General features: G+C 42.5%; 22 protein-coding genes and 2 other annotated features. Of the genes, 20 read left to right on the top strand and 2 right to left on the bottom strand.

The features are described from left to right. Positions 1-40: 40 nt before the first annotated feature. The 17 genes from polA (at position 41) to BLS23_RS00550 (ending at position 16,772) form a co-directional block, all read left to right on the top strand. Positions 41-2,680: a DNA polymerase I gene (gene polA, locus BLS23_RS00465; RefSeq protein ID WP_089650554.1), complete on the top strand. Its 2,640-nt coding sequence runs from the start codon at positions 41-43 to the stop codon at positions 2,678-2,680. 15 nt (positions 2,681-2,695) lie between these two features. Then, complete coding sequence (gene mutM, locus BLS23_RS00470) at positions 2,696-3,535, top strand: DNA-formamidopyrimidine glycosylase (RefSeq protein WP_089650555.1); 840 nt, start codon at positions 2,696-2,698, stop codon at positions 3,533-3,535. A 47-nt stretch (positions 3,536-3,582) separates the two neighbouring features. Further along, the gene (gene ytaF / locus BLS23_RS00475) at positions 3,583-4,185 is read left to right on the top strand and encodes a sporulation membrane protein YtaF (protein WP_089650556.1); all 603 of its coding nucleotides are present in this window, start codon (positions 3,583-3,585) and stop codon (positions 4,183-4,185) included. A 12-nt stretch (positions 4,186-4,197) separates the two neighbouring features. Continuing rightward, positions 4,198-4,797, top strand: a complete 600-nt coding sequence (coaE, locus tag BLS23_RS00480; protein ID WP_089650557.1) for a dephospho-CoA kinase — start codon at positions 4,198-4,200, stop codon at positions 4,795-4,797. A 131-nt stretch (positions 4,798-4,928) separates the two neighbouring features. Beyond that, positions 4,929-5,963, top strand: coding sequence for a glyceraldehyde-3-phosphate dehydrogenase (locus BLS23_RS00485; protein WP_089650558.1), 1,035 nt, complete (start codon positions 4,929-4,931; stop codon positions 5,961-5,963). A gap of 246 nt (positions 5,964-6,209) precedes the next feature. Further along, the gene (gene speD, locus BLS23_RS00490; RefSeq protein ID WP_115824217.1) at positions 6,210-6,587 is read left to right on the top strand and encodes an adenosylmethionine decarboxylase; all 378 of its coding nucleotides are present in this window, start codon (positions 6,210-6,212) and stop codon (positions 6,585-6,587) included. An 889-nt stretch (positions 6,588-7,476) separates the two neighbouring features. Then, positions 7,477-7,851: a cytosolic protein gene (locus BLS23_RS00500; RefSeq protein ID WP_089650560.1), complete on the top strand. Its 375-nt coding sequence runs from the start codon at positions 7,477-7,479 to the stop codon at positions 7,849-7,851. A gap of 38 nt (positions 7,852-7,889) precedes the next feature. Further along, positions 7,890-8,354, top strand: coding sequence for a transcriptional regulator NrdR (gene nrdR, locus BLS23_RS00505; protein ID WP_089650561.1), 465 nt, complete (start codon positions 7,890-7,892; stop codon positions 8,352-8,354). Positions 8,355-8,487: 133 nt separating this feature from the next. After that, positions 8,488-9,855 carry a replication initiation and membrane attachment family protein gene (locus BLS23_RS00510; protein WP_089650562.1) on the top strand — a complete coding sequence of 456 codons (1,368 nt, stop codon included), beginning with the start codon at positions 8,488-8,490 and terminating at the stop codon, positions 9,853-9,855. Between the two features lie 14 nt (positions 9,856-9,869). After that, on the top strand, positions 9,870-10,802 hold the full coding sequence (dnaI, locus tag BLS23_RS00515) for a primosomal protein DnaI (RefSeq protein ID WP_089650563.1): 933 nt from the start codon (positions 9,870-9,872) through the stop codon (positions 10,800-10,802). 178 nt (positions 10,803-10,980) lie between these two features. Further along, on the top strand, positions 10,981-11,799 hold the full coding sequence (gene ytxC, locus BLS23_RS00520) for a sporulation protein YtxC (RefSeq protein WP_089650564.1): 819 nt from the start codon (positions 10,981-10,983) through the stop codon (positions 11,797-11,799). Positions 11,800-12,127: 328 nt separating this feature from the next. Continuing rightward, complete coding sequence (gene thrS / locus BLS23_RS00525) at positions 12,128-14,074, top strand: threonine--tRNA ligase (RefSeq protein WP_089650565.1); 1,947 nt, start codon at positions 12,128-12,130, stop codon at positions 14,072-14,074. Between the two features lie 317 nt (positions 14,075-14,391). Continuing rightward, positions 14,392-14,515, top strand: a sequence feature (ribosomal protein L20 leader region). An 82-nt stretch (positions 14,516-14,597) separates the two neighbouring features. Next, positions 14,598-15,101: a translation initiation factor IF-3 gene (gene infC / locus BLS23_RS00530; RefSeq protein ID WP_089650566.1), complete on the top strand. Its 504-nt coding sequence runs from the start codon at positions 14,598-14,600 to the stop codon at positions 15,099-15,101. A 32-nt stretch (positions 15,102-15,133) separates the two neighbouring features. Next, positions 15,134-15,331 (top strand): 50S ribosomal protein L35, encoded by a 198-nt coding sequence (gene rpmI / locus BLS23_RS00535; protein WP_079479460.1) that lies wholly within the window; start codon positions 15,134-15,136, stop codon positions 15,329-15,331. Between the two features lie 30 nt (positions 15,332-15,361). Then, entirely contained in the window at positions 15,362-15,718 is a 357-nt protein-coding gene (gene rplT, locus BLS23_RS00540) for a 50S ribosomal protein L20 (protein WP_089650567.1), read from the top strand. A gap of 161 nt (positions 15,719-15,879) precedes the next feature. Further along, the gene (locus BLS23_RS00545; RefSeq protein ID WP_167355960.1) at positions 15,880-16,161 is read left to right on the top strand and encodes a DUF1294 domain-containing protein; all 282 of its coding nucleotides are present in this window, start codon (positions 15,880-15,882) and stop codon (positions 16,159-16,161) included. Positions 16,162-16,199: 38 nt separating this feature from the next. Beyond that, complete coding sequence (locus BLS23_RS00550) at positions 16,200-16,772, top strand: TVP38/TMEM64 family protein (protein ID WP_089650568.1); 573 nt, start codon at positions 16,200-16,202, stop codon at positions 16,770-16,772. Positions 16,773-16,781: 9 nt separating this feature from the next. Here the strand turns inward: BLS23_RS00550 and BLS23_RS00555 are convergent, their stop codons facing one another. Then, positions 16,782-17,207: a sigma-w pathway protein ysdB gene (locus BLS23_RS00555; RefSeq protein ID WP_089650569.1), complete on the bottom strand. Its 426-nt coding sequence runs from the start codon at positions 17,205-17,207 to the stop codon at positions 16,782-16,784. A 484-nt stretch (positions 17,208-17,691) separates the two neighbouring features. Here BLS23_RS00555 and BLS23_RS00560 point away from each other — a divergent pair, with 484 nt between their 5' ends. Beyond that, entirely contained in the window at positions 17,692-18,174 is a 483-nt protein-coding gene (locus tag BLS23_RS00560) for a dUTP diphosphatase (RefSeq protein ID WP_089650570.1), read from the top strand. Positions 18,175-18,258: 84 nt separating this feature from the next. After that, the gene (locus BLS23_RS00565) at positions 18,259-19,344 is read left to right on the top strand and encodes a M42 family metallopeptidase (RefSeq protein ID WP_089650571.1); all 1,086 of its coding nucleotides are present in this window, start codon (positions 18,259-18,261) and stop codon (positions 19,342-19,344) included. A 45-nt stretch (positions 19,345-19,389) separates the two neighbouring features. Here BLS23_RS00565 and sspI read toward each other — a convergent pair whose 3' ends face one another. Beyond that, positions 19,390-19,605 (bottom strand): small acid-soluble spore protein SspI, encoded by a 216-nt coding sequence (gene sspI / locus BLS23_RS00570; RefSeq protein WP_035509556.1) that lies wholly within the window; start codon positions 19,603-19,605, stop codon positions 19,390-19,392. Between the two features lie 115 nt (positions 19,606-19,720). Here sspI and BLS23_RS00575 point away from each other — a divergent pair, with 115 nt between their 5' ends. Beyond that, complete coding sequence (locus BLS23_RS00575; RefSeq protein ID WP_089650572.1) at positions 19,721-20,455, top strand: TrmH family RNA methyltransferase; 735 nt, start codon at positions 19,721-19,723, stop codon at positions 20,453-20,455. A gap of 57 nt (positions 20,456-20,512) precedes the next feature. Next, positions 20,513-20,728 (top strand) — a binding site (T-box leader). The last annotated feature ends 20 nt before the right edge of the window (positions 20,729-20,748 follow it).

Here is a 20,748-nt window from a genome sequence, read left to right on the forward strand (position 1 = left end):
GATCCTCCTATGAGTATCTTCTATAACGAGGAGTGGGCCAATGGCTGAAAAAGTTGTATTAATTGATGGGAATAGTATTGCGTACCGGGCATTCTTTGCACTGCCCCTGTTAAATAATGATAAAGGGGTGTACACGAACGCCGTGTATGGTTTTACAACCATGTTGTTGAAAATTCTTGAAGAGGATCAACCGGATCATTTGCTCGTTGCATTTGATGCTGGTAAAACGACGTTCCGTCATAAAACATACGAGGATTATAAGGGTGGTCGCCAGAAAACTCCTTCTGAACTATCTGAACAGTTCCCTGTGCTCAAGGAGCTTCTGGACGCGTTTGAAATCAATTATTATCAGCTTGAAAATTACGAAGCAGATGATATCATCGGCACCCTTGCTACTCAGGCGGGGGAAAAAGGTTTAGAAGTGAAGGTGATTTCAGGGGACAAGGACCTCCTTCAACTAGTGAATGAGCAAATCACTGTGAGCCTGACGAAAAAAGGGATTACCAATGTTGATACATACACCCCATCTTTCCTAATGGAAAAGATGGAAGTCCGAGCGGATCAAATCATTGACTTGAAAGCACTCATGGGAGATAGTTCTGATAATATTCCAGGTGTACCTGGGGTTGGGGAGAAAACGGCGGTAAAACTGTTGAAGCAATTTGACACGCTTGAAAACCTTTATGAGAATTTAAATGATGTGAGTGGTAAGAAGTTGAAAGAAAAACTGGAGACGAATAAGGAAGAGGCATTGATGAGTCAACAGCTTGTGACCATCGAGCGTGCAGCTCCAATTGAAATCAGCCTATCTGATATCGGTTACTCCGGTTATCAATCCCAAAAAGTGAGTGAGTTTTTTAAAGACCTTGGATTCCAATCTTTGCTTTCCCGTGTGCAAGAAGGCGGTACGGAATCTGAGGAAGCTCAAGAACTTCCAGAGATTGATGTAGAAGTGGTCCAGGAAATAACGGCAGATCTTTTTACAGGGAAAGAAGCGGTAGTGGTCGAGATGCTTTACGATAATTACCATACGGCACCAGTGGAAGGCATTGCTATTGTAAATGACCAAAGAAAGTTCGTCCTTTCCATGGAAGATGCCAAAAAATCAGATGCCTTTCAAACATGGGCGGAAAGTGCAGATAATGAAAAATGGGTGTTCGATGCGAAACGGACGTGTGTCGCTCTTTTACGTCATGGTATTGAAATGAAAGGAATCACGTTCGATCTATTGCTCGCTTCTTATTTGATTAACCCTGCTGAGAATAACCATGATATTCCTGCGATTGGCCACCGTTTAGGTGAAACAGCCGTCAAATATGATGAAGAAGTGTATGGTAAAGGCGCAAAAATGAAGCGGCCAGATGATGATCATGAGTTCCATGAGCACGTTGGAAGAAAAGCATCTCTTCTTTATAACATGAAAGAGGACATGGAAAAGAAATTGAAAGATAATGAGCAGTATCAATTGTTCAGAGAACTTGAAATGCCGTTAGCGCTTATTCTTGGACGGATGGAGCATCGCGGAGTTTGTGTGGATGTCCAGAGGTTAGAGAATATGGGACAAGAACTAGAAGAACGTTTGAATAAGGTCGAACAGGAGATTTACGAACTCGCTGGTGAAAACTTCAACTTAAATTCACCTAAACAACTAGGTCCGATTCTATTTGAAAAGCTGGAACTTCCTGTTATTAAAAAGACAAAGACCGGCTATTCCACGTCTGCGGACGTCTTAGAGCAATTGGAGGATCAACATGAGATCATTCCTAAAATTCTTCTTAACCGTCAGCTTCGAAAACTGAAGTCGACTTATATTGAAGGTCTTCTTAAGGTGGTTCATGAGGATACCGGAAAAATTCATACACGCTTTAACCAAGCTCTGACACAAACCGGTCGATTAAGTTCTACGGACCCTAACTTGCAAAATATTCCGATTCGCCTTGAAGAAGGGCGTAAAATAAGACAGGCCTTTATCCCTTCCCAAAAAGAATGGGTCATGTTTGCCAGTGATTATTCACAAATTGAACTTCGTGTCCTCGCGCATATTGCTCAGGATGAAAAGCTTATGCAGGCATTTAAAGAAGGCGAAGATATCCATACCCAGACAGCAAGTGAAGTTTTCGGTGTATCGAGAAGCGATGTGACAAGTGAAATGAGAAGACAGGCGAAGGCAGTTAATTTCGGAATCGTTTACGGAATCAGTGACTATGGCCTGTCCCAAAGCCTTGGTATTACGAGAAAAGAAGCACAAGCTTTTATTGATAAATATTTTGAAAGCTATCCTGGAGTCAAGTCATATATGGATGAAACGGTAAGGGAAGCGAAAGAAACAGGGTATGTTTCAACATTTATGAACCGTAGACGATACCTTCCTGATATTAAGAGTCGGAATTTTAATAAACGCAGCTTTGCCGAGCGGACGGCGATGAATACACCGATTCAGGGAAGCGCAGCCGATATTATTAAAAAAGCGATGATCGACCTCGAAGAAAGACTTCAAGAAGAGAAAATGCAAGCCAAAGTCCTGCTGCAAGTGCATGACGAATTGATCATCGAAGCACCAAAAGAAGAAGTGAAGCAATTAGAAGAAGTTGTATCATCTGTCATGGAAAATACCGTAGATTTAGATGTCCCTCTAAAGGTCGATTCTTCGTACGGTGACACATGGTATGATGCAAAGTAAGAGGAGAATGAAACGATGCCAGAGTTACCTGAAGTAGAAACAGTCAGAAAAACATTGAAGCATCTCGCTTTAGGAAAAGAGATTGAAAAGGTATCCGTGTTTTGGGGGAATATCATTAAACAACCTCAAGACCCTAAAGAGTTTGAGCAGTTATTGATTGGCCAGACCATTCAAGATATCGATCGGAAAGGGAAGTTTTTAATCTTCCATATGGATGACATTGCACTCGTCTCCCATTTGCGCATGGAAGGAAAGTTTGGTGTTTATGAGGGTGCGACTGAAAAGCCGAAGCATACCCATGTGATCTTTCACTTTACCGATGGAACAGAACTTCGATATAACGATGTGCGTAAATTCGGGACGATGCATGCTTTTCCAAAAGGAATGGAGCTTGAAAATAAACCACTTATTCAACTAGGACCTGATCCATTCAATAAAGCTTTCACCGTGGATTATTTCTATGAGAGGCTGAAGAAAACGTCTAGGAATATAAAAGCTGTCTTGCTTGACCAATCGATTGTAGCTGGGCTGGGAAATATTTATGTAGACGAAGCCCTCTTCAGGGCAGGCATTCATCCTGAAAGAATCGCTAATACTTTGACAAAAGCTGAGATTGAAAGGCTTCGTGAAGCGAGTATTTCCGTTATCCTTGAGGCTATTGACCAGGGCGGAACGACAATTCGTTCTTACTTAAATAGTCAGGGGGAAATCGGAATGTTTCAGCAGAAGCTCCGTGTTTATGGAAAGCAGGATACGGAATGCGTTCAATGTGGCACTCCGATTAAGAAGTTGAAGGTCAGCGGAAGAGGGACTCACATTTGTCCTAAGTGTCAACCTTTACACACTACTAGGTAAACCCCCATATACTATCCCACAGCTTAAGAGATGAAGGTGTGGGATGCATGGGGATTGGCATGTTCATTTTTTTATTCGTTACAGCAGTCAGCATCGATAGCTTTGGAATCGGCTGCGTATTAGGTTTGAAAAAGGTCGGCCTTACATTAAGAGGTGTCTTTTTAATTGCGGGTGTCTCTGGGTGTATGTTTCTGTTGTCTTCCTATTTTGGTCATTTACTGGCAGCGGTGGTGGCAGCAGAAGACGCCGAACGCGTCGGGGCACTTGCGTTAATCGGAATCGGTATCTATTTCTTATGGCAGTTTTTTAAGAAAGAGAAGGATAGTGAAGAAAAGAAGGAGCCGTGGCTTAACCCGGCAAAAGTATTGAACGACCCCTTAGCGGCGGATGTGGACCACTCCGGTGGCATCCGCGGAAAAGAAGTATGGCTGCTTGGAGCTGCACTATCCCTCGATACCATTGGAGCTGGAATCAGTGGAGCTCTCATCGGAATTCCTATTTTATTTACAGCGGTTATGATTACCGTAGCGACTTTCTGCATGCTTGGGTGTGGGATTTTGAGCGGCTCCAAGCTTAGTGATAAAGCGGAAAGTTTGTCCATTTTACCTGGAGTGTTACTCATCATTATCGGCTTGATCAAGTTGTCTTAAGGAGGTGTCAGGATGACTTTAGTCATTGGATTAACAGGAAGTATTGCAAGTGGAAAAAGTACTGTAGCTAAGATGTTCAAGGATATGGATATACCTGTCATTGATGCTGATCAAATATCAAGGGATGTCGTGCAACCTGGAGAACCTGCGTATCAAGAAATTGTAGAAACCTTTGGAGAACAGGTGCTTGAAGAAGGCGGGGATCTGGATCGTAAAAAGCTCGGCAAGGTCGTCTTTGCTGACGAGACAAAGCGAAAACAATTGAATGGCATTGTCCACCCTAAAGTAAGGGAAGAGATGATCAGGCGGCGCGAGCAGTATAAGCAGCAACAATATCAAGCGGTCGTCCTGGATATTCCATTGCTGTTCGAAAGCAACTTAACAGATTACGTTGAAAAGATCCTTGTTGTGTATGTGGATGAAAAAACACAATTGGAACGCTTGATGGAAAGAGATCAGTCGGGACGAGAGGATGCTGAAGAGCGGATCCGTGCGCAGATCCCTGTGAAAAAGAAAGCAGAAATGGCGGATGCGGTCATTGATAATACCGGAACGGTTGAGGGAAGTTTACAGCAATTAAATGACATACTTCACGGTTGGGAGATCGTATAATAACACGTCTGGGTAGACGTGTTATTTTTTGTGGAAAGTTTTTGTTCTGTATGTAAAACCGCTTACAATATGTTATACTAATCTAGGAATTGCAGAGTAAAAGTATATCATATATAGGGGGCTGGAACAGCATGGGGAAAACAAAGGTTGCAATTAATGGTTTGGGAAGAATTGGTCGCATGGTATTTAGAAAGGCTGTGGCGGATGAATCTATGGATTTGGTAGCCGTTAATGCAAGTTATCCAGCTGAAACAATTGCTCACATGATTAAATACGACAGTGTCCACGGGCGTTTTCAAGGTGAGGTCAATGTCGTTGATGGAGACTTAGTCGTCAATCGGAAAAAAGTGAAGCTATGTTCAACTAGGAACCCATTGGAGCTGCCATGGGACGAACTGGATATCGATATTGTAATTGAAGCAACAGGCAAGTTTAAAACGAAAGAAGAAGCAGGTCTTCATTTAGAATCTGGAGCTAAAAAAGTCATCATTACAGCTCCTGGAAAACAAGTGGATGCGACGATTGTGATGGGTGTTAATGAAGAAACATATTTGCCGGCCAGTCACGATGTCATCTCAAATGCTTCCTGCACAACTAACTGTCTTGCCCCTGTAGTAAAAGTGTTGGAGGATGAATTTGGCATTGAAAATGGATTGATGACAACCGTCCATGCCTTTACCAATGATCAGAAGAATTTAGATAACCCACATAAAGACTTACGTAGGGCACGCGGGTGTACTCAATCCATCATCCCTACATCTACAGGAGCAGCTAAAGCCTTAGGGGAAGTGATTCCGACTCTTCAAGGGAAATTGAATGGTATGGCTTTGCGCGTACCGACTCCGAATGTATCTCTTGTTGATCTTGTCGTCGATTTAAAAAGGGAAGTGACGGCAGATGAAGTGAATGAGACCTTTGCGAAAATGGCTGAGGGTGGAATGAAAGGAATATTGGAATACAGTGAAGAGCCCCTCGTTTCCATCGATTACACGACTTCCTCATCATCAGCGATCATAGATGGGTTGTCTACACAAGTCATTGATGACCGTAAAGTAAAAGTACTGGCATGGTATGATAATGAGTGGGGATATTCCTGCCGTGTGGTAGACCTTGCTAAGTATGTCGGTAACATGATGAAACAAGAAAAAGAGGCCCGAGTGTCATAAACAACCCGAATCCTGTTGTATCTGAGTCCCCAGGGGGCGGCAAGAAGTGTTGTGCAAAAGCCAGTAAAATATTTCTTGCAAATTAGGGGTAAACCATATATACTTTCTCTTGAACTTCTGAATTTCATATAAATTCATGTCTACTCAAAGGGTTAGGACCTCTCAGGACTAACTTTCCCCCGTGGTAGTTCATGGCTGTTATTTCAGAGGTATTGAAGAGTGAATGTACAAAGGGGGATCCTTAATATGGATACAATGGGAAGACACGTAATTGCTGAATTATGGAATTGTAATGAAGAAAAATTGAACGATATGTCGTATATAGAACAAGTCTTTGTAGATGCTGCTCTTAAAGCTGGTGCGGAAGTACGAGAAGTCGCTTTTCATAAATTCGCCCCCCACGGAGTTAGTGGAGTGGTCATCATTTCTGAATCGCACTTGACGATTCATAGTTTTCCAGAACATGGCTATGCAAGTATTGATGTTTATACATGCGGAGATCGCATTGATCCTAATGTCGCCGCTCAGTACATCGTTGATGCACTAGAAGCGGGGAAAAATGAAACGGTAGAAGTACCAAGAGGAATGGGACCTGTAGAAGTACAGCAGTCTCGCGCTCTATAATAGGAAGAAGCCACGCAGCTCCAAACGCGTGGCTTCTTTTTCATTATAAGCTTCAAAGCCCATTTTTTTTATTAATTACTCAGTTATTAAAGTAAATGACAGGATTGTGGAAGACTCGATTTCGAGACTTTTCGGGGTTCGTTTGCCGTGTTGAGCGTTAGGGGTGGCTGGGAAGCAACTCATCTAGCTCCATCGCCCAGACACTCGCGTCATAAGCAGAAGAGCAAAGGAGTGAAAAGCACATTCCGTTGCTGTTCTGCTTATGACAGTCGTGTCTCCCAGGTCGATTCCGCATTTGAACACTTTCCTGTGGGGGAGCGCCGAGCTTCCTCGGACTTCGTCCTGCGGGATCTCGTCTATCTCCTTCTCCCCCGGGAGTCTCGCAGCTTCCCAACCACCCCATTCCATGAAGGTGAGAAACGAACCCCTTTCCTGTGAGAGGGTGCCTTCCACTATCCTGGTGTTATAAACATAAAGCGCTCTATAACAAGCTTTTCGTATGCAGAATAGCGTCCTTAGGAGTTCTTTCCCCTTCAATTACCATGGGCATAAAAGCAGCTTATTCCGGAAGTGGTTTCGAGATACTTATATGGCAAAGGGGCGGAGGGAAATGGGGAGACTCCTGCGGGAAAAAAGTGCATGGTGAGACCCCACAGGACGCCGTCCGAGGAGGCTCACCGCGCTCCCGCGGAAAGCGAGCCATTCCCCGCAGTCCCCATCCACTCAACAAAAGTCTCGAAACTGAGTCTTCCACAATAGGGAGCTTATGCGGAATATGGGACTGGGGGGTTATTAGGGACCCATTGGTTTCAATAATCATTTCTTATTTTCCTAAGTCATGTTAAAATAAAGGGAGATAATGTCGAATGAAATTGAAGGGGTTAGGTAAGTGAAAGCATTTATTTCCAGGTATTTCAGCAAACATTCAGAAACGAGTGAAGAGCATAAGGATTCTGCGCTTGTCACACACTATTATAAAGCAAAACATGATGATCTCTTCCGTGCTGTGGAAGGACTTTTTTCGTCACCTTCAGAAATTGTAGCAAGTTCTAAGGAACGTGGAGAACTGACCGTCAAATATAAAGGCAATAGACGCGCGTTTATAGTGGCGACGATCATCATGGTCCGTCCTTTTCGAACAGCCGTTGACTTTTCTGTCACAACGGACTCAGGAGGTCCTGTTGATTTTGGGTACAGCCGGAATCTAATCGTTCAGCTTTATCAAAAATTGGACAGTCAGTTCACAACGGTGGATCCTTCCTGAGTACTGCCGAAAAGAAGATGATGTGGAGTTGATCATACGTGAAGTGCCCAAATTGCCACTATAAAAGTACAAAAGTCCTTGATTCCAGGCCAATCGAAGAAGGACAGGCGATCAGACGACGCAGAGAGTGCGAACAATGCCAATTCAGGTTCACAACTTTTGAACGGATAGAAGAAGTTCCGCTGATCGTTGTGAAAAAAGAAGGCACAAGAGAAGAGTTCAGTCGTGAAAAATTGATGCGTGGACTGATTCGTGCTTGTGAAAAGAGACCGGTGGCCGTGGAGGAACTGGAACGAGTGACCATGGATATCGAAAAGGAATTAAGAAATCGTGGCGTTTCTGAAGTCATGAGTGAAGATATCGGTGAAATGGTGATGGAGCGTCTGTCTGACATTGATGAAGTTGCTTATGTTCGTTTTGCTTCTGTATATCGACAGTTCAAGGACATCAATGTTTTCATCGACGAATTAAAGGAATTAATTAAACATGAAGACAATGAATGAGCCTGTTCCGGCTCATTTTCTTTTTCTAGGATTACAGTTTTAGGGGCCATTTTTGTTTGAGATATGAAAAGAATCTTGGTTTCCTGTTTGAAATAGAATGAATAAGCTTTAACGATTGAAGGAGGTGGAGGCGGTGAGTTACTCTATTGGCAAACTTCTCCCTGTAGACGGTTTTAAAATTATTCGTAATGGAGAGTTGCCTCGAAGTTTTCATCGTTCCTTGTCACATTTATACCAGCCGATTGTAGGGAGGTTGGCGGTCTCGCTTTATCATGTCCTTATATCGGAATCGGATATGGTTGAAGGGGATCAGGTGCAGTCTCACCATACATTGATGTCTTACCTTTCTGCCCCTTTGGACAAAATTTATGAGGCGAGGGGGAAACTGGAGGCTATCGGACTATTACGGACGTTCCGCTCAATTGATGAAGATCAACAGGCGGTATATCTTTACTCTGTGCGCCCTCCTTTTTCTCCTGAAGAGTTCTTTCTTGATGATATGCTCTCTTTGCTGCTGCATTATGAGTTGGGTAAGGAAAAGTATGAGCGCTTACAAAGCCGTTTGTTGAACGCCAGACAAACGCTTGATGGTTTTACTGAAGTTACCGCGACTTTTGATGAAGTCTTCCATAACAAAATGATTGAAACTGTCCAAAGAGAAACTGAAACCATTGCCAAGCAGCAGAATCATCAACCAGAATCCAGAGGGCCGGTAGCATCCATGGATCGAGTGGACTTTCACTGGCTGAACCATGCATTAAAAAAGCGAATGTATCCATCAGAACAAATATTAAATGGGCGCAACAAGAAGTTGATTGTTCAATTGGCGACGTTGTATGATCTTTCAAACACTGAGCTGGAAAAAGCGGTCACCTGGGCCATTGACGAAAATCATTACTTAGTGGAAGAAGAGTTGAAGGCAGCTTGTCATGATTTTATGAAGGAACAAAAGAATGACAGACAGAGAGAATCAGCTCTAGATCGCAGAGAGAAAATGAAAGTGGAAAACACGTCAACAAATGGGACAAAAGAGGATCAGTTCATTCAAATGCTTGAGGAAATCTCTCCTAGGGAATTGCTTGAAGATGTATCCAATGGTAACCGTGCGTCTGAACAAGATTTGAAAATGATTCGTGACGTGATGACAGAACAAGGAATTGAACCAGGAGTCATGAATGTACTCGTCCATTACGTCCTATTAAAAACCGATATGAAATTGTCGAAGCCTTACCTTGAGAAAATCGCAAGTCACTGGGCAAGAAAAAATGTAACGACCGTGAGACAAGCGATGAACCTAGCCAAGGCCGAGCATCAGAAATACCAGCAATGGGGAAAACAGAAGTCTCAAAAGCGTAAAAACCAAAAAGAAGAAGTCATCCCAGCCTGGTTCACACAACAAGAGGCTCCTCAGCATGAGAAACATGAAAAGCAAGAAGCAGCACAAGTCAACACTGATGATATAGCGGCAAGGATAAAAAGATTGACGAACAAAGGTAATTAAAAGGGGGGATAACAATGGAACCTATTCAACAATCATTAAAAAAATGGATGCGTAACAACAAGCAGTTTCAAAAACGAATGAACCATATGAAAGCAGAAGTTATGGAATCCTCGGAAGTTAAAAAGTTGATGCAGGAGCATGAAGAGTTAACGGAAGAAGCGATAGAGAAACAGTTGATTAAACTCTATGAATACCGTACTCAGTCAAAAAACTGTGAGAAATGCCCAACACGTGAAGAGTGTATCAATATCCTTCCCGGTTACGTTCCAAGAGTAGAAGTGGAAGGTTCTGATGTGAAGTTGATTTATGATAAATGTCGCCGTCAACGGAAACATGAACAGCAGGAAGAGCAAAAATCTTTAGTGAGAAGTCTCCATATGCCACGTGAAATCCTTGAGGCTTCATTAGAACGAATGGATCTTCAAGACCCGGATCGAGGAGCTGCGGTGGAACGAACTGTCCAATATATTGAAGGTCTTAATGATGAACTGCCAAGTAAGGGATTGTACTTTCATGGCCCGTTTGGTGTGGGGAAAACTTATTTCCTTGGAGCTATCGCAAATGAACTAAGCTCAAAAAATATCCCTTCTATGGTCATCTATATGCCGGAATTTGTAAGAGAAATTAAAGCATCAATCAAAGACGATTCCATGAATGAAAAGATTGAAGCATTCAAAGAAATTCCTGTACTCATGCTTGATGATATAGGTGCAGAATCTCAATCTGCGTGGTTTAGAGATGAGGTACTTGGAAGTATTCTCCACTACCGAATGATGGAAAGACTTCCGGTTTTCTTCACTTCTAACTACAATTTGAACGAGTTGGAGAAAGTGTTGATGACGAGTAATCGCGGAGATGTAGAACAAGTAAAAGCAAAAAGAATTACAGAGCGGATCCGCCAACTGAGTGAAGGGGTCCACGTGAATGGGCGGAATAGACGAGGATAACGATTACAAAACGTAAGACAATAGCATGATTCCCTCTCTTGTCACATAAATATAACAGGGAACAGCCAACTTTATGTCATAGGTGCGTCATCTTTTAATGGCTGATTTTCAGGGCTGGCCCCTGAGGTCTTCCATTGAACATAGAAGTTGAGTGAAGTCGGGACGAGGGGGAATTTTGGTGTTTTGCATTCATTTTTCTAATCGTACGGAAGCGATCCTATTCTATAATGCGATTGTCTCGGAACAAAAACTTTGGATTTTCAAGGAACACAAAGACGGGTTTGATGTGAAGTTGATGAATGCTTCATTGAGTGGAGCGGCTTATGTTGAGGCGATTCGGGCCTTTTTACAAGTAATCCGGAAAAGGAAAATGCTCGGATGGATGGAAGGCGTTTTGAAACATCGGTACTATTATGAGGACGCACAAGAAGTTCAACGAATGCTTGAAATTGGACAAGACTTCGAAGATAAACCACCCGCGGGACTCCAACTTCCACCGATTTACCACTATTTACGCGCTTTTATTCAGGATTATTTGATCGCTAGAAGTTATGTGGAATTTGATGAACTCAGTGCTGCTTGTTTGCAATCCGTCCATGAATCGCTTATTGAATATACAGGGAAAATCATTGATGAATATAAACAAGAAGAGTCCTATCAACTGTTGGTGGATTCATGGCGTCACCGTGTCCATCATAAAGACACAGGCGTTCAGTTGCTTCATCTGCTTGATGATGGTCGTTTAACCTACTACCATGATGAAGGAAACCCGATTAGTGAATCGGAAACAAGGTTGTACATGAAGCAATATCCGGATGATTGTATTGCTCATCTGCCGATTGAATGGCCGGTTACACCAGCTCTTGCTCATGCACCTGATGAGTTGATCATCTATTCGGATGAAACGGACCATTCAAACTTAGAGTTATTGATGAATATATTTGAAGAAAAAGCTTCATGGAGGCCTAAATCACAATTTCCTTTTAAAATGGGTTGATTTCCTTTTCCTAAATGGATATAATAACGTACATATCTAAACAACGGCTTGGAAAAGGACACGAACATAAAGTGACGCAAGACCAGAGAGAGGAGCCATCGGCTGGAAGCTCCTTGTTGACGGCTTTAATGTTTACCACCTTGGAGCTCTGTCTGTGAACATGTGATTAGTAATAGACAGCGTCTGATCCGCGTTAAGGAGAATGAAGCCGCATCGTCTTACTTTGCGGGAATTTGGGTGGAACCACGAGTGATAACGCTCGTCCCTTAGCTTATATGCTGAGGGACGGGCGTTTTTTATATTTATTTTAGATAAAGGAGTGTTAAACATGTCGAATGCGATTCAAATCAAATTTCCAGACGGTAACATTAAGGAGTTTGAGAGAGGTACGACAGGTGAAGAAATCGCACAATCGATCTCCCCTGGCTTGAAAAAACAAGCCCTGGCGATCAAATTAGACGGCGAACCTTATGATTTAAGAAGACCGATTGAACAAGATGGTGCGATTGAAATCTTGACATATAAAAACCCAGAAGGTCTGGAAGTGGTCCGCCACTCTTCCGCTCACTTGATGGCGCAGGCGATTAAACGTCTATATGGCAATGTGAAGCTTGGTGTTGGTCCAGTGATCGAAAACGGATTTTATTATGATATCGACATGGAAGAGTCCCTTACACCAGAGGACCTTCCGAAGATCGAAAAAGAAATGCAGCGCATCGTCGATGAGAATTTAGAAATCGAACGCATCGAACTTTCACGTGAAGAAGCGATTGAAAAGTATAAAGAGATCGGTGACGATTTGAAACTTGAGCTGATCGAAGCAATCCCTGCAGGGGAACAAGTGACAATTTATCAGCAGGGAGAATTTTTCGATCTTTGCCGCGGGGTTCATGTTCCGCAAACAAGTAAAATCAAAGTCTTCAAGCTGTTAAGCATTTCTGGTGCATACTGGCGTGGAGACAGCGATAATCAAATGCTGCAGCGTATTTATGGTACAGCTTTTGAAAAGAAAGCCCATCTTGATGAGTACCTGAAAATGCTTGAAGAAGCAAAAGAAAGAGATCATCGTAAGTTAGGAAAAGAACTCGATATTTTTACAGTCAATCAAAAGGTTGGTCAAGGGCTGCCGATGTGGCTTCCGAAAGGAGCTACAATTCGTCGTACAATTGAACGATACATTGTAGATACAGAGGAACGTCTTGGGTATGATCACGTTTACACACCTGTTCTTGGAAGTGTAGATTTGTATAAAACAAGTGGACACTGGGATCATTATCAGGATGACATGTTCCCAACAATGGAAATGGATAATGAAGATCTCGTCCTTCGTCCAATGAACTGTCCACACCATATGATGATTTACAAAAATCAATTGCACAGCTACCGTAATCTTCCCGTACGTATTGCCGAGCTCGGCATGATGCACCGCTACGAAATGTCCGGCGCACTTGCAGGATTGCAGCGTGTACGTGCGATGACATTGAATGACGCCCATATCTTCGCTCGTCCAGATCAATTGAAGGATGAATTCAAACGTGTGGTTCGTCTTGTGCAGGAAGTGTATCGTGACTTTGGGATCAATGATTACTACTTCCGCCTTTCTTATAGAGATCCTGAGGACAAAGAGAAGTATGTCGACAATGATGCGATGTGGGATAAAGCTCAGGCGATGTTGAAAGAAACAATGGAAGATATGGAGCTTGAGTATGTAGAAGCAGAAGGGGAAGCGGCCTTCTACGGTCCAAAACTCGATGTTCAAGTGAAGACAGCTCTTGGAAAAGATGAAACATTATCTACTGTTCAGCTCGACTTCCACCTGCCGGAGCGTTTCGATCTGACATACGTTGGAGAAGATGGAGAAGATCACCGTCCGGTTGTTATTCACCGTGGAGTGGTATCAACAATGGAACGCTTTGTTGCTTTTCTTATTGAAGAGTATAAAGGCGTATTCCCAACTTGGCTGGCTCCTGTCCAGGCGAAAATCATCCCTGTATCCGCAGATGTGCACCTTGATTATGCGAAGAAACTTGAAGATGAGTTGCGTGAAGCAGGCGTGCGTGTTGAAGTCGATGAGCGTAATGAAAAGATCGGTTACAAGATCCGTGAAGCTCAAATGCAAAAAATTCCGTTCCAGCTTGTGGTTGGTGACAAAGAAATTCAAGACAATGCTGTCAACGTCCGTCGTTACGGAGAACAAGATTCCGCAACAAAACCACTGGATACATTCAAACAGGAAATCCGCAACGAAATCGACCAAAAACTACTACGTAAGTAAAAGAACAAAACCCGAAAGCCTCCTAAAAGGCTTTCGGGTTTTGCTTTTTCCATATTTATTTCGCTATTATGGGAAGGTGCCGTCCACTATCCTGGTGTTATAAGCCCCCATGCGCTCACCAAAAGTCTCGAAACTGAGTCTTTCACAAACAAGAGCTATAGTGGAAGAAGGTGGATGGTGAGTCCTGGCTAAAAAAGCCTTGATTTTTGCGGGTGCATGCCTTATCCTAGTTTAAGTAGTCATGTCGGCGGAGTTTAGTTGTTGACATGCATCATAAGGCATGCTATTATAATTTAGGTAACTGAATGAACGGATCTAGAGACAAGTAGGAGCACCCGCTTCTCACCTGATCGACGCACAGCGCAGTTGGCAGGTCACTTATTCCTTTGATTATTAGGAGTCGTGTGGGTGCAGTATGTGTACCGACACTTTTTTTATTTGCATCAGGAAATCTTGTCGATGACAGATCTCATATAAGTTTTCTAAAATTTGTTGGAGGTGGCTCGATATTAGCAAGGATAACATGAACGTTAATGAGAAAATCCGTGCCCGTGAAGTTCGTCTGATCGACGTAAATGGTGAGCAACTTGGAGTTAAACCACGTAATGAAGCTTTAGATATCGCAGCGAATGCGAATCTTGATCTTGTTATGGTAGCGCCAAATGCGAAGCCTCCGGTTTGCCGAGTGATGGACTACGGAAAGTATCGTTTCGAGCAGCAGAAGAAAGAAAAAGAAGCTCGTAAGAAACAAACCGTCATCAAAGTCAAGGAAGTTCGTCTCAGCCCTGGGATTGAAGACCATGACTTCAACACGAAACTGCGTAACGCGCGTAAGTTCTTGGAGAAAGGTGACAAAGTGAAGGCATCTGTCCGTTTCCGCGGTCGTGCAATCACTCACAAAGAACTTGGACAAAAAGTACTTGAACGCATGGCGGATGAGTGCAAAGACATTGCCCAAGTTGAGACCAAGCCTAAAATGGAAGGTCGTAGTATGTTCTTAATGCTTGCTCCTCTTAACGAGAAGTAAGGAATTGTATCAAGTTAAAGGAGGAAATTCACATGCCAAAAATGAAAACCCATAAAGGTTCTCAAAAACGCTTCAAAAAGACTGGAACAGGTAAGGTGAAACGTTCTCACGCTTACACTAGCCACTTGTTCGCGAACAAATCTACAAAACAAAAGCGTAAGTTGCGTAAAGATGCACTAGTTTCTGCTGGAGACTACCGCCGCATCAAGCACATGCTTCCAAACGACTAATATACATTGATTTAAATAGGAGGGATTACCATGCCACGAGTAAAAGGTGGAACAGTGACACGCCAACGTCGTAACCGTGTCCTTAAACTAGCAAAAGGTTATTATGGTTCAAAACATGCACTATTCAAAACTGCAAAACAACAAGTAATGAAATCAGGTCAGTATGCTTACCGTGACCGTCGTCAGAAAAAGCGCGACTTCCGTAAGCTATGGATCGCTCGTATCAACGCTGCAGCGCGTTTGAACGACATTTCTTACAGCCGTCTAATGCACGGTTTGAAGCTTGCAGGTGTTGAAGTTAACCGTAAGATGCTAGCTGATCTTGCTGTAAACGATGAGCAAGGTTTCGCAAGCCTAGCAGAGCAAGCTAAATCTGCTCTTAAGTAATAAAATGACAATGATAAAGAACCATTTCCGATCGGTAGGAAATGGTTCTTTTTTATAGTCAGAAACCTATGGATTTACATAATAAGTGACCCAGCATTTTGGAAGACTCAGTTTCGGGACGTTTGTGGAGCAAATGGTATTTAGGAGGAAGGAGTATTATTATGGATGTTGTTATTTTTATTGGAATGTATGGAATCGTCATTAACCTAATCCTTTTCATTATGATGGGGATAGATAAACGTTGGTCTAAAAGAGGATCTTGGCGGATTGAAGAAAAGAAACTCTGGGGAATAGCTTTAGCCGGGGGGGCTCTTGGAGGGTGGATTGGCATGAGTGTATTTAGGCATAAAACGAAACATACTTCGTTCAAACTTGGTTTTTCTCTCATTACCCTTTTATATATCGCAGGAATGGCCTACCTGTTGAATCGGTTCTATCTCTAACCGCTCTGTCATATTATGTAGACAGGGAGGGGGATGAGATGGGCGAAACAACAAGTACCATTTTTGCATGGTTAGAACATCAAGAAGCCTGGGCACCGCTCTTATTCATTGCTATTCATTTATTACGACCATTTTTGTTTTTACCTGTTATGCTCGTTTGTATTACGGGTGGCGTTTTATTTGGGCCTATTGCTGGAAGTGCGTATTCGGTGGTGGGTACAATGCTCTCGAGTTTATTGTTTTATCGCACCATCAGGCTCGTTCCTTCTGGCTTAAAGAAATTGAGGTCGTTAAAAGGAAAATGGTTGAAGAAAAACTCTAATTTGACGGTAAAACAAGTCGCAATACTAAGACTTGTACCTTTTATTCATTTTCATTTACTTTCCTATTGTTTATTGGAAATTAGCGCAGACTTTAAAGAATATGCGAAGTCATCATTATTTGCAAACTTACCCTTAGCCGTCGTTTATACATCTGTCGGACAATGGATTTCCTTATTTTCCATCCCGATGATGTTCCTTTTTTCGGGAGCTTTAATTGGCGTGTGCTTTTTGATACGAAAAAAATACGAAGTGTTTCTCTGGAGAGATTTCTTCCAGACGAGTCCATAAACGAAAGCCTCACTCAAAGGAGTGGGGCTTTTTTTCATCGTGATTTTTTAATGGCTGAATGATCAAACGGTTCATCGGGTATTTCCACTCGATGGAAGCATAAGGGTAGCGAATCAAGATTTCTTTTTCCATAAAGTAAAGATCCTCCCTGTCTAGACCTTGTAACCTTTCAGGGTTGTGTACACTCACACTGATGTTGATCACCTCAAACGAATCCTCAGTGGTCCCTAAGTACTTCTCTCCTTCAAAAACATGTCCTTTTAGAGTCATTAAAAAGTTTTCTTTCGTATTCTCCTTGTTATCATGAAAGTAAAATTGTTTCTTGTCTCTGGCAAGCTCTAATTTTCTCCTTGGATTGACGATGAATTTATAGGCGGTATAAATAATGAAGGCTATGGCAATCAGTAAGAGTAACCGGAATAATAGGATGATCATTTCTTTCATCTCCCTGTAAACTGTTCTTTTGCTTCCATACGTATGAACGTATCCTTTTGTTTCAAAAAATGATACATTTAATGAGAAAATTTTTAAATAGTTAGATGCTGATTATTAAAGTATATGGCAGGATTCTTGAAGTCTCAGTTTCGAGATGGTTATTGAGTGGATGGGGCTGCTGGGAATGAGTCGCTTTACCATGTAAGTGTCTTGAAACTACTTCTGGAAACGCTGTTTGTACCCTCAAGTGAAATGGATAATATAAAACTCTCTCTCGTAGTCATTCCGAGCTAGAAAGCTTGATGTAGGGCTCTTTATGCTTACTTCTGAGTGGCCCGATATTGGTATAGGAGTCGTTTCTCTCCTGCATGGAATGGGGGATGGGGAAGCTCAGCGCTCCCCCAACTGAGTCTTCCACAATCGGGAGCTTTTATAAAATCATCACGGAGAGCTGGTTAAATGTAATATGAAGGAGTGGTAGAGTATGAATTGGGAAAGTTTGTATGATATGCAGAGGGAATTAGATCATTATATAGAGCAGCAGCACGGGATTGAAAAAGGACAGAAGGTTGAGGAAAAAGTACTTGCGCTTCTTGTTGAATTAGGAGAGTTAGCTAATGAAACGCGATGCTTTAAGTTTTGGAGTACAAAAGGACCCAGTGAGAAGTCTGTAATATTGGAAGAGTATGTGGATGGGGTCCATTTTCTGCTTTCTTTAGGCTTGGACCTTGATTATCGTTATACGGCCACACCTTTGGTCGAAGTAGATTCCCAAACATCGGCCTTTCTTACTGTTTATCGCTCGATAGAGAGGTTAAGGGAGAGGAAAGACGAACAATCTTATAAGAAAGCATTTTATGATTATTTAGTTCTTGGTCTTACACTAGGTATTACTGAGAAAGAATTGATTGATGCATACGAAAGAAAAAATGCCATCAACTTTGAGCGTCAAGATGAAGGGTATTGATCATGCAGGAAACTGAATTTTTTGTGAAATCGCTTCAAAAGGTTTATAATATCCATTGGATAGGAAAAGGAGGAATTGTTACATATGGCTAAAAAAGACGAAACATTACAAATGTTAAAAGATTTGACGGATGCTAAAGGCGTTCCTGGTAATGAGCGGGAAGCTCGTGATGTGATGAAGCAGTACATCGCTCCATACGCAGATGAAGTGTTTACAGATAACTTAGGCAGCTTGATCGCGAAAAAGGTAGGGAATAAAAAAGGCCCGAGTGTTATGGTAGCTGGTCACCTTGATGAGGTAGGATTCATGGTTACTCGCATTGATGATAACGGGTATATTTATTTCCAAACCGTCGGTGGCTGGTGGAGCCAGGTGATGCTTGCACAGCGTGTGACCATCATGACACGTAATGGAGATTTGACAGGAGTAATTGGATCCAAACCACCACATATCCTGCCTCCGGAGCAACGTAAAAAAGCCGTGGATATTAAAGATATGTTTATTGATATTGGTGCTTCAAGCAAAGAAGAAGCGATGGAATTTGGTGTGAAACCCGGAGATTCGGTCGTTCCATATTTCGAATTCACACAAATGAAAAATGAGAAGATGCTTCTTGCGAAAGCTTGGGACAACCGTATTGGATGTGCGATTGCTATTGAAGTACTGAAGCAGTTGAAAGGTGAAAAACACCCGAATATCGTTTATGGTGTTGGAACCGTCCAGGAAGAAGTAGGTCTGCGTGGGGCTCGTACGTCTGCCAATGTGATTAACCCGGATATCGCTTTTGGTGTGGACGTTGGAATCGCTGGAGATACACCTGGTGTGTCAGACAAAGATGCCTCAAGCAAGATGGGTGAAGGTCCTCAAATCATCCTCTATGATGCGTCCATGATTTCACATAAAGGCCTTCGTGATTTTGTAACAGACACGGCAGATGCTAATGAGATTCCATATCAATTTGATTCTCTTGCCGGTGGTGGCACAGACTCTGGTGCGATTCACCTAAGTCATGATGGTGTTCCTGCATTGTCCATTACGATTGCAACGCGCTACATTCACTCTCACGCAGCGATGCTTCACCGTGATGACTTTGAAAATGCGGTACGTTTGATTGTTGAAGTCATCAAAGGACTTGATGCAGACAAAGTGCAGGAAATAACCTTTAATTAACTCTCAATGACGTAAAAAGCCAACCCTTTTCAGGTTGGCTTTTTTTCACTGATTTTGTTTCAATCCCTGCTCTAATGTATCCAGGATTTCTTGTCTTTCCTGCTCATCAGATTCTTTCCATAGCATTTCAAAAAAGACACCAAGACCAGGAAGCATTTTTTCTTCTCCTTTTTGCAAGGCATCATCGATGGTCGCTTCCAATTGTTCAGCGTTATGTCCACTAACGTTAGAAAGAATCGCTGCTCTTAAATTCAGGTTCATCGTTCATTCAACCTCCTTTTCTCCATAACTTCGCGAATATTCTTCTTTAGTTTGACCAACCGTGGTCTTGCTATGTATGATGAATGAGAAATAAACACGCAAATGAGGGACTACTATGTTGACTTCCTTACAAAATACAAAAGTGAAGGAATGGAAAAAGCTACATAAACGTAAATATAGAAATCAAACAGGAACCTTTATTGTAGAAGGCTTTCATCTCGTAGAAGAGGTGATGAAAAGTGATTGGGAGATTGTTGAAATGATTGTTCGTGAAGGAACAGATTTTTCGATCCCTGAAGATATCCCTGCGGTAATGGTCAATGATTCTGTGTTTCGGGCTATTGCAGAAACGGAAACACCTCAAGGTATTGCAGCAATCGTCAAACAGAAGGAACCATCCTTAAATCAAGCCACATTAACATTAATGCTTGACTCCGTTCAGGATCCTGGGAATGTGGGTACACTGATTCGGACAGCTGATGCAGCAGGGTTCGACCAGGTGATTTTAGGTTCAGGTACAGTGGATGCCTACAATGATAAAGTCATCCGAGCTACGCAAGGGTCCATCTTCCACATCCCCGTCATCACAGGGGAGTTAGAAGACTTTGTAAAACCCATGAAAGAAGAAGGAGTCCAGATTTGGGCTTCTGCTCTGAAGGATGCTGTCCCTTTTCAACAACTGCAAGCTCCTTCTAAAGCTGCACTCATTGTAGGGAATGAAGGGCAGGGGATTCAGGAGTCTGTTTTGAACCAAGCAGATCAACGTGTCTATATCCCGATTTATGGACAGGCAGAGTCGCTGAATGTAGGAATCGCAGGTGCTGTCCTTATGTATCATTTAAAGGGATAAGGTTGCATCCATAGGCTTCTTTGACTATAATATATTCAGTTGATAAAAATTAAACAATGAAAAGCTTAGAAAGAGCAAAGTAGATGAATGTAAATCGTTATAGGGAGGAAGCACCTTGGACTGGAAGTGCTTCTAACGTGGCATGTATCGAAATTTCACTCTGGAGCTGGCCATAGGCCCGGATTTAATCCGTTATTTTCATCAAAGTGGGCACATGTAAATGTGTCAACAAGGGTGGTACCGCGAAACGACCATACAAGTCTCGTCCCTTTTCAGGGATGGGGCTTTTTTTA

Origin of the sequence: Halobacillus aidingensis, from assembly GCF_900104185.1 — a bacterium.
Taxonomy (GTDB): Bacteria; Bacillota; Bacilli; order Bacillales; family Halobacillaceae; genus Halobacillus; species Halobacillus aidingensis.

Bases quoted from the DNA above. Each gene is read 5' to 3' on its own strand.
- BLS23_RS00565 (WP_089650571.1), top strand. From the start codon at position 18,259: ATGGCTAAAAAAGACGAAACATTACAAATGTTAAAAGATTTGACGGAT.
- BLS23_RS00555 (WP_089650569.1), bottom strand. From the start codon at position 17,207: ATGATCATCCTATTATTCCGGTTACTCTTACTGATTGCCATAGCCTTC.
- BLS23_RS00545 (WP_167355960.1), top strand. From the start codon at position 15,880: ATGGATGTTGTTATTTTTATTGGAATGTATGGAATCGTCATTAACCTA.
- infC (WP_089650566.1), top strand. From the start codon at position 14,598: ATGAACGTTAATGAGAAAATCCGTGCCCGTGAAGTTCGTCTGATCGAC.
- BLS23_RS00560 (WP_089650570.1), top strand. From the start codon at position 17,692: ATGAATTGGGAAAGTTTGTATGATATGCAGAGGGAATTAGATCATTAT.
- mutM (WP_089650555.1), top strand. From the start codon at position 2,696: ATGCCAGAGTTACCTGAAGTAGAAACAGTCAGAAAAACATTGAAGCAT.
- BLS23_RS00485 (WP_089650558.1), top strand. From the start codon at position 4,929: ATGGGGAAAACAAAGGTTGCAATTAATGGTTTGGGAAGAATTGGTCGC.
- coaE (WP_089650557.1), top strand. From the start codon at position 4,198: ATGACTTTAGTCATTGGATTAACAGGAAGTATTGCAAGTGGAAAAAGT.
- BLS23_RS00575 (WP_089650572.1), top strand. From the start codon at position 19,721: ATGTTGACTTCCTTACAAAATACAAAAGTGAAGGAATGGAAAAAGCTA.
- thrS (WP_089650565.1), top strand. From the start codon at position 12,128: ATGTCGAATGCGATTCAAATCAAATTTCCAGACGGTAACATTAAGGAG.
- rpmI (WP_079479460.1), top strand. From the start codon at position 15,134: ATGCCAAAAATGAAAACCCATAAAGGTTCTCAAAAACGCTTCAAAAAG.
- speD (WP_115824217.1), top strand. From the start codon at position 6,210: ATGGATACAATGGGAAGACACGTAATTGCTGAATTATGGAATTGTAAT.
- ytaF (WP_089650556.1), top strand. From the start codon at position 3,583: ATGGGGATTGGCATGTTCATTTTTTTATTCGTTACAGCAGTCAGCATC.
- sspI (WP_035509556.1), bottom strand. From the start codon at position 19,605: ATGAACCTGAATTTAAGAGCAGCGATTCTTTCTAACGTTAGTGGACAT.
- rplT (WP_089650567.1), top strand. From the start codon at position 15,362: ATGCCACGAGTAAAAGGTGGAACAGTGACACGCCAACGTCGTAACCGT.
- polA (WP_089650554.1), top strand. From the start codon at position 41: ATGGCTGAAAAAGTTGTATTAATTGATGGGAATAGTATTGCGTACCGG.
- dnaI (WP_089650563.1), top strand. From the start codon at position 9,870: ATGGAACCTATTCAACAATCATTAAAAAAATGGATGCGTAACAACAAG.
- BLS23_RS00550 (WP_089650568.1), top strand. From the start codon at position 16,200: ATGGGCGAAACAACAAGTACCATTTTTGCATGGTTAGAACATCAAGAA.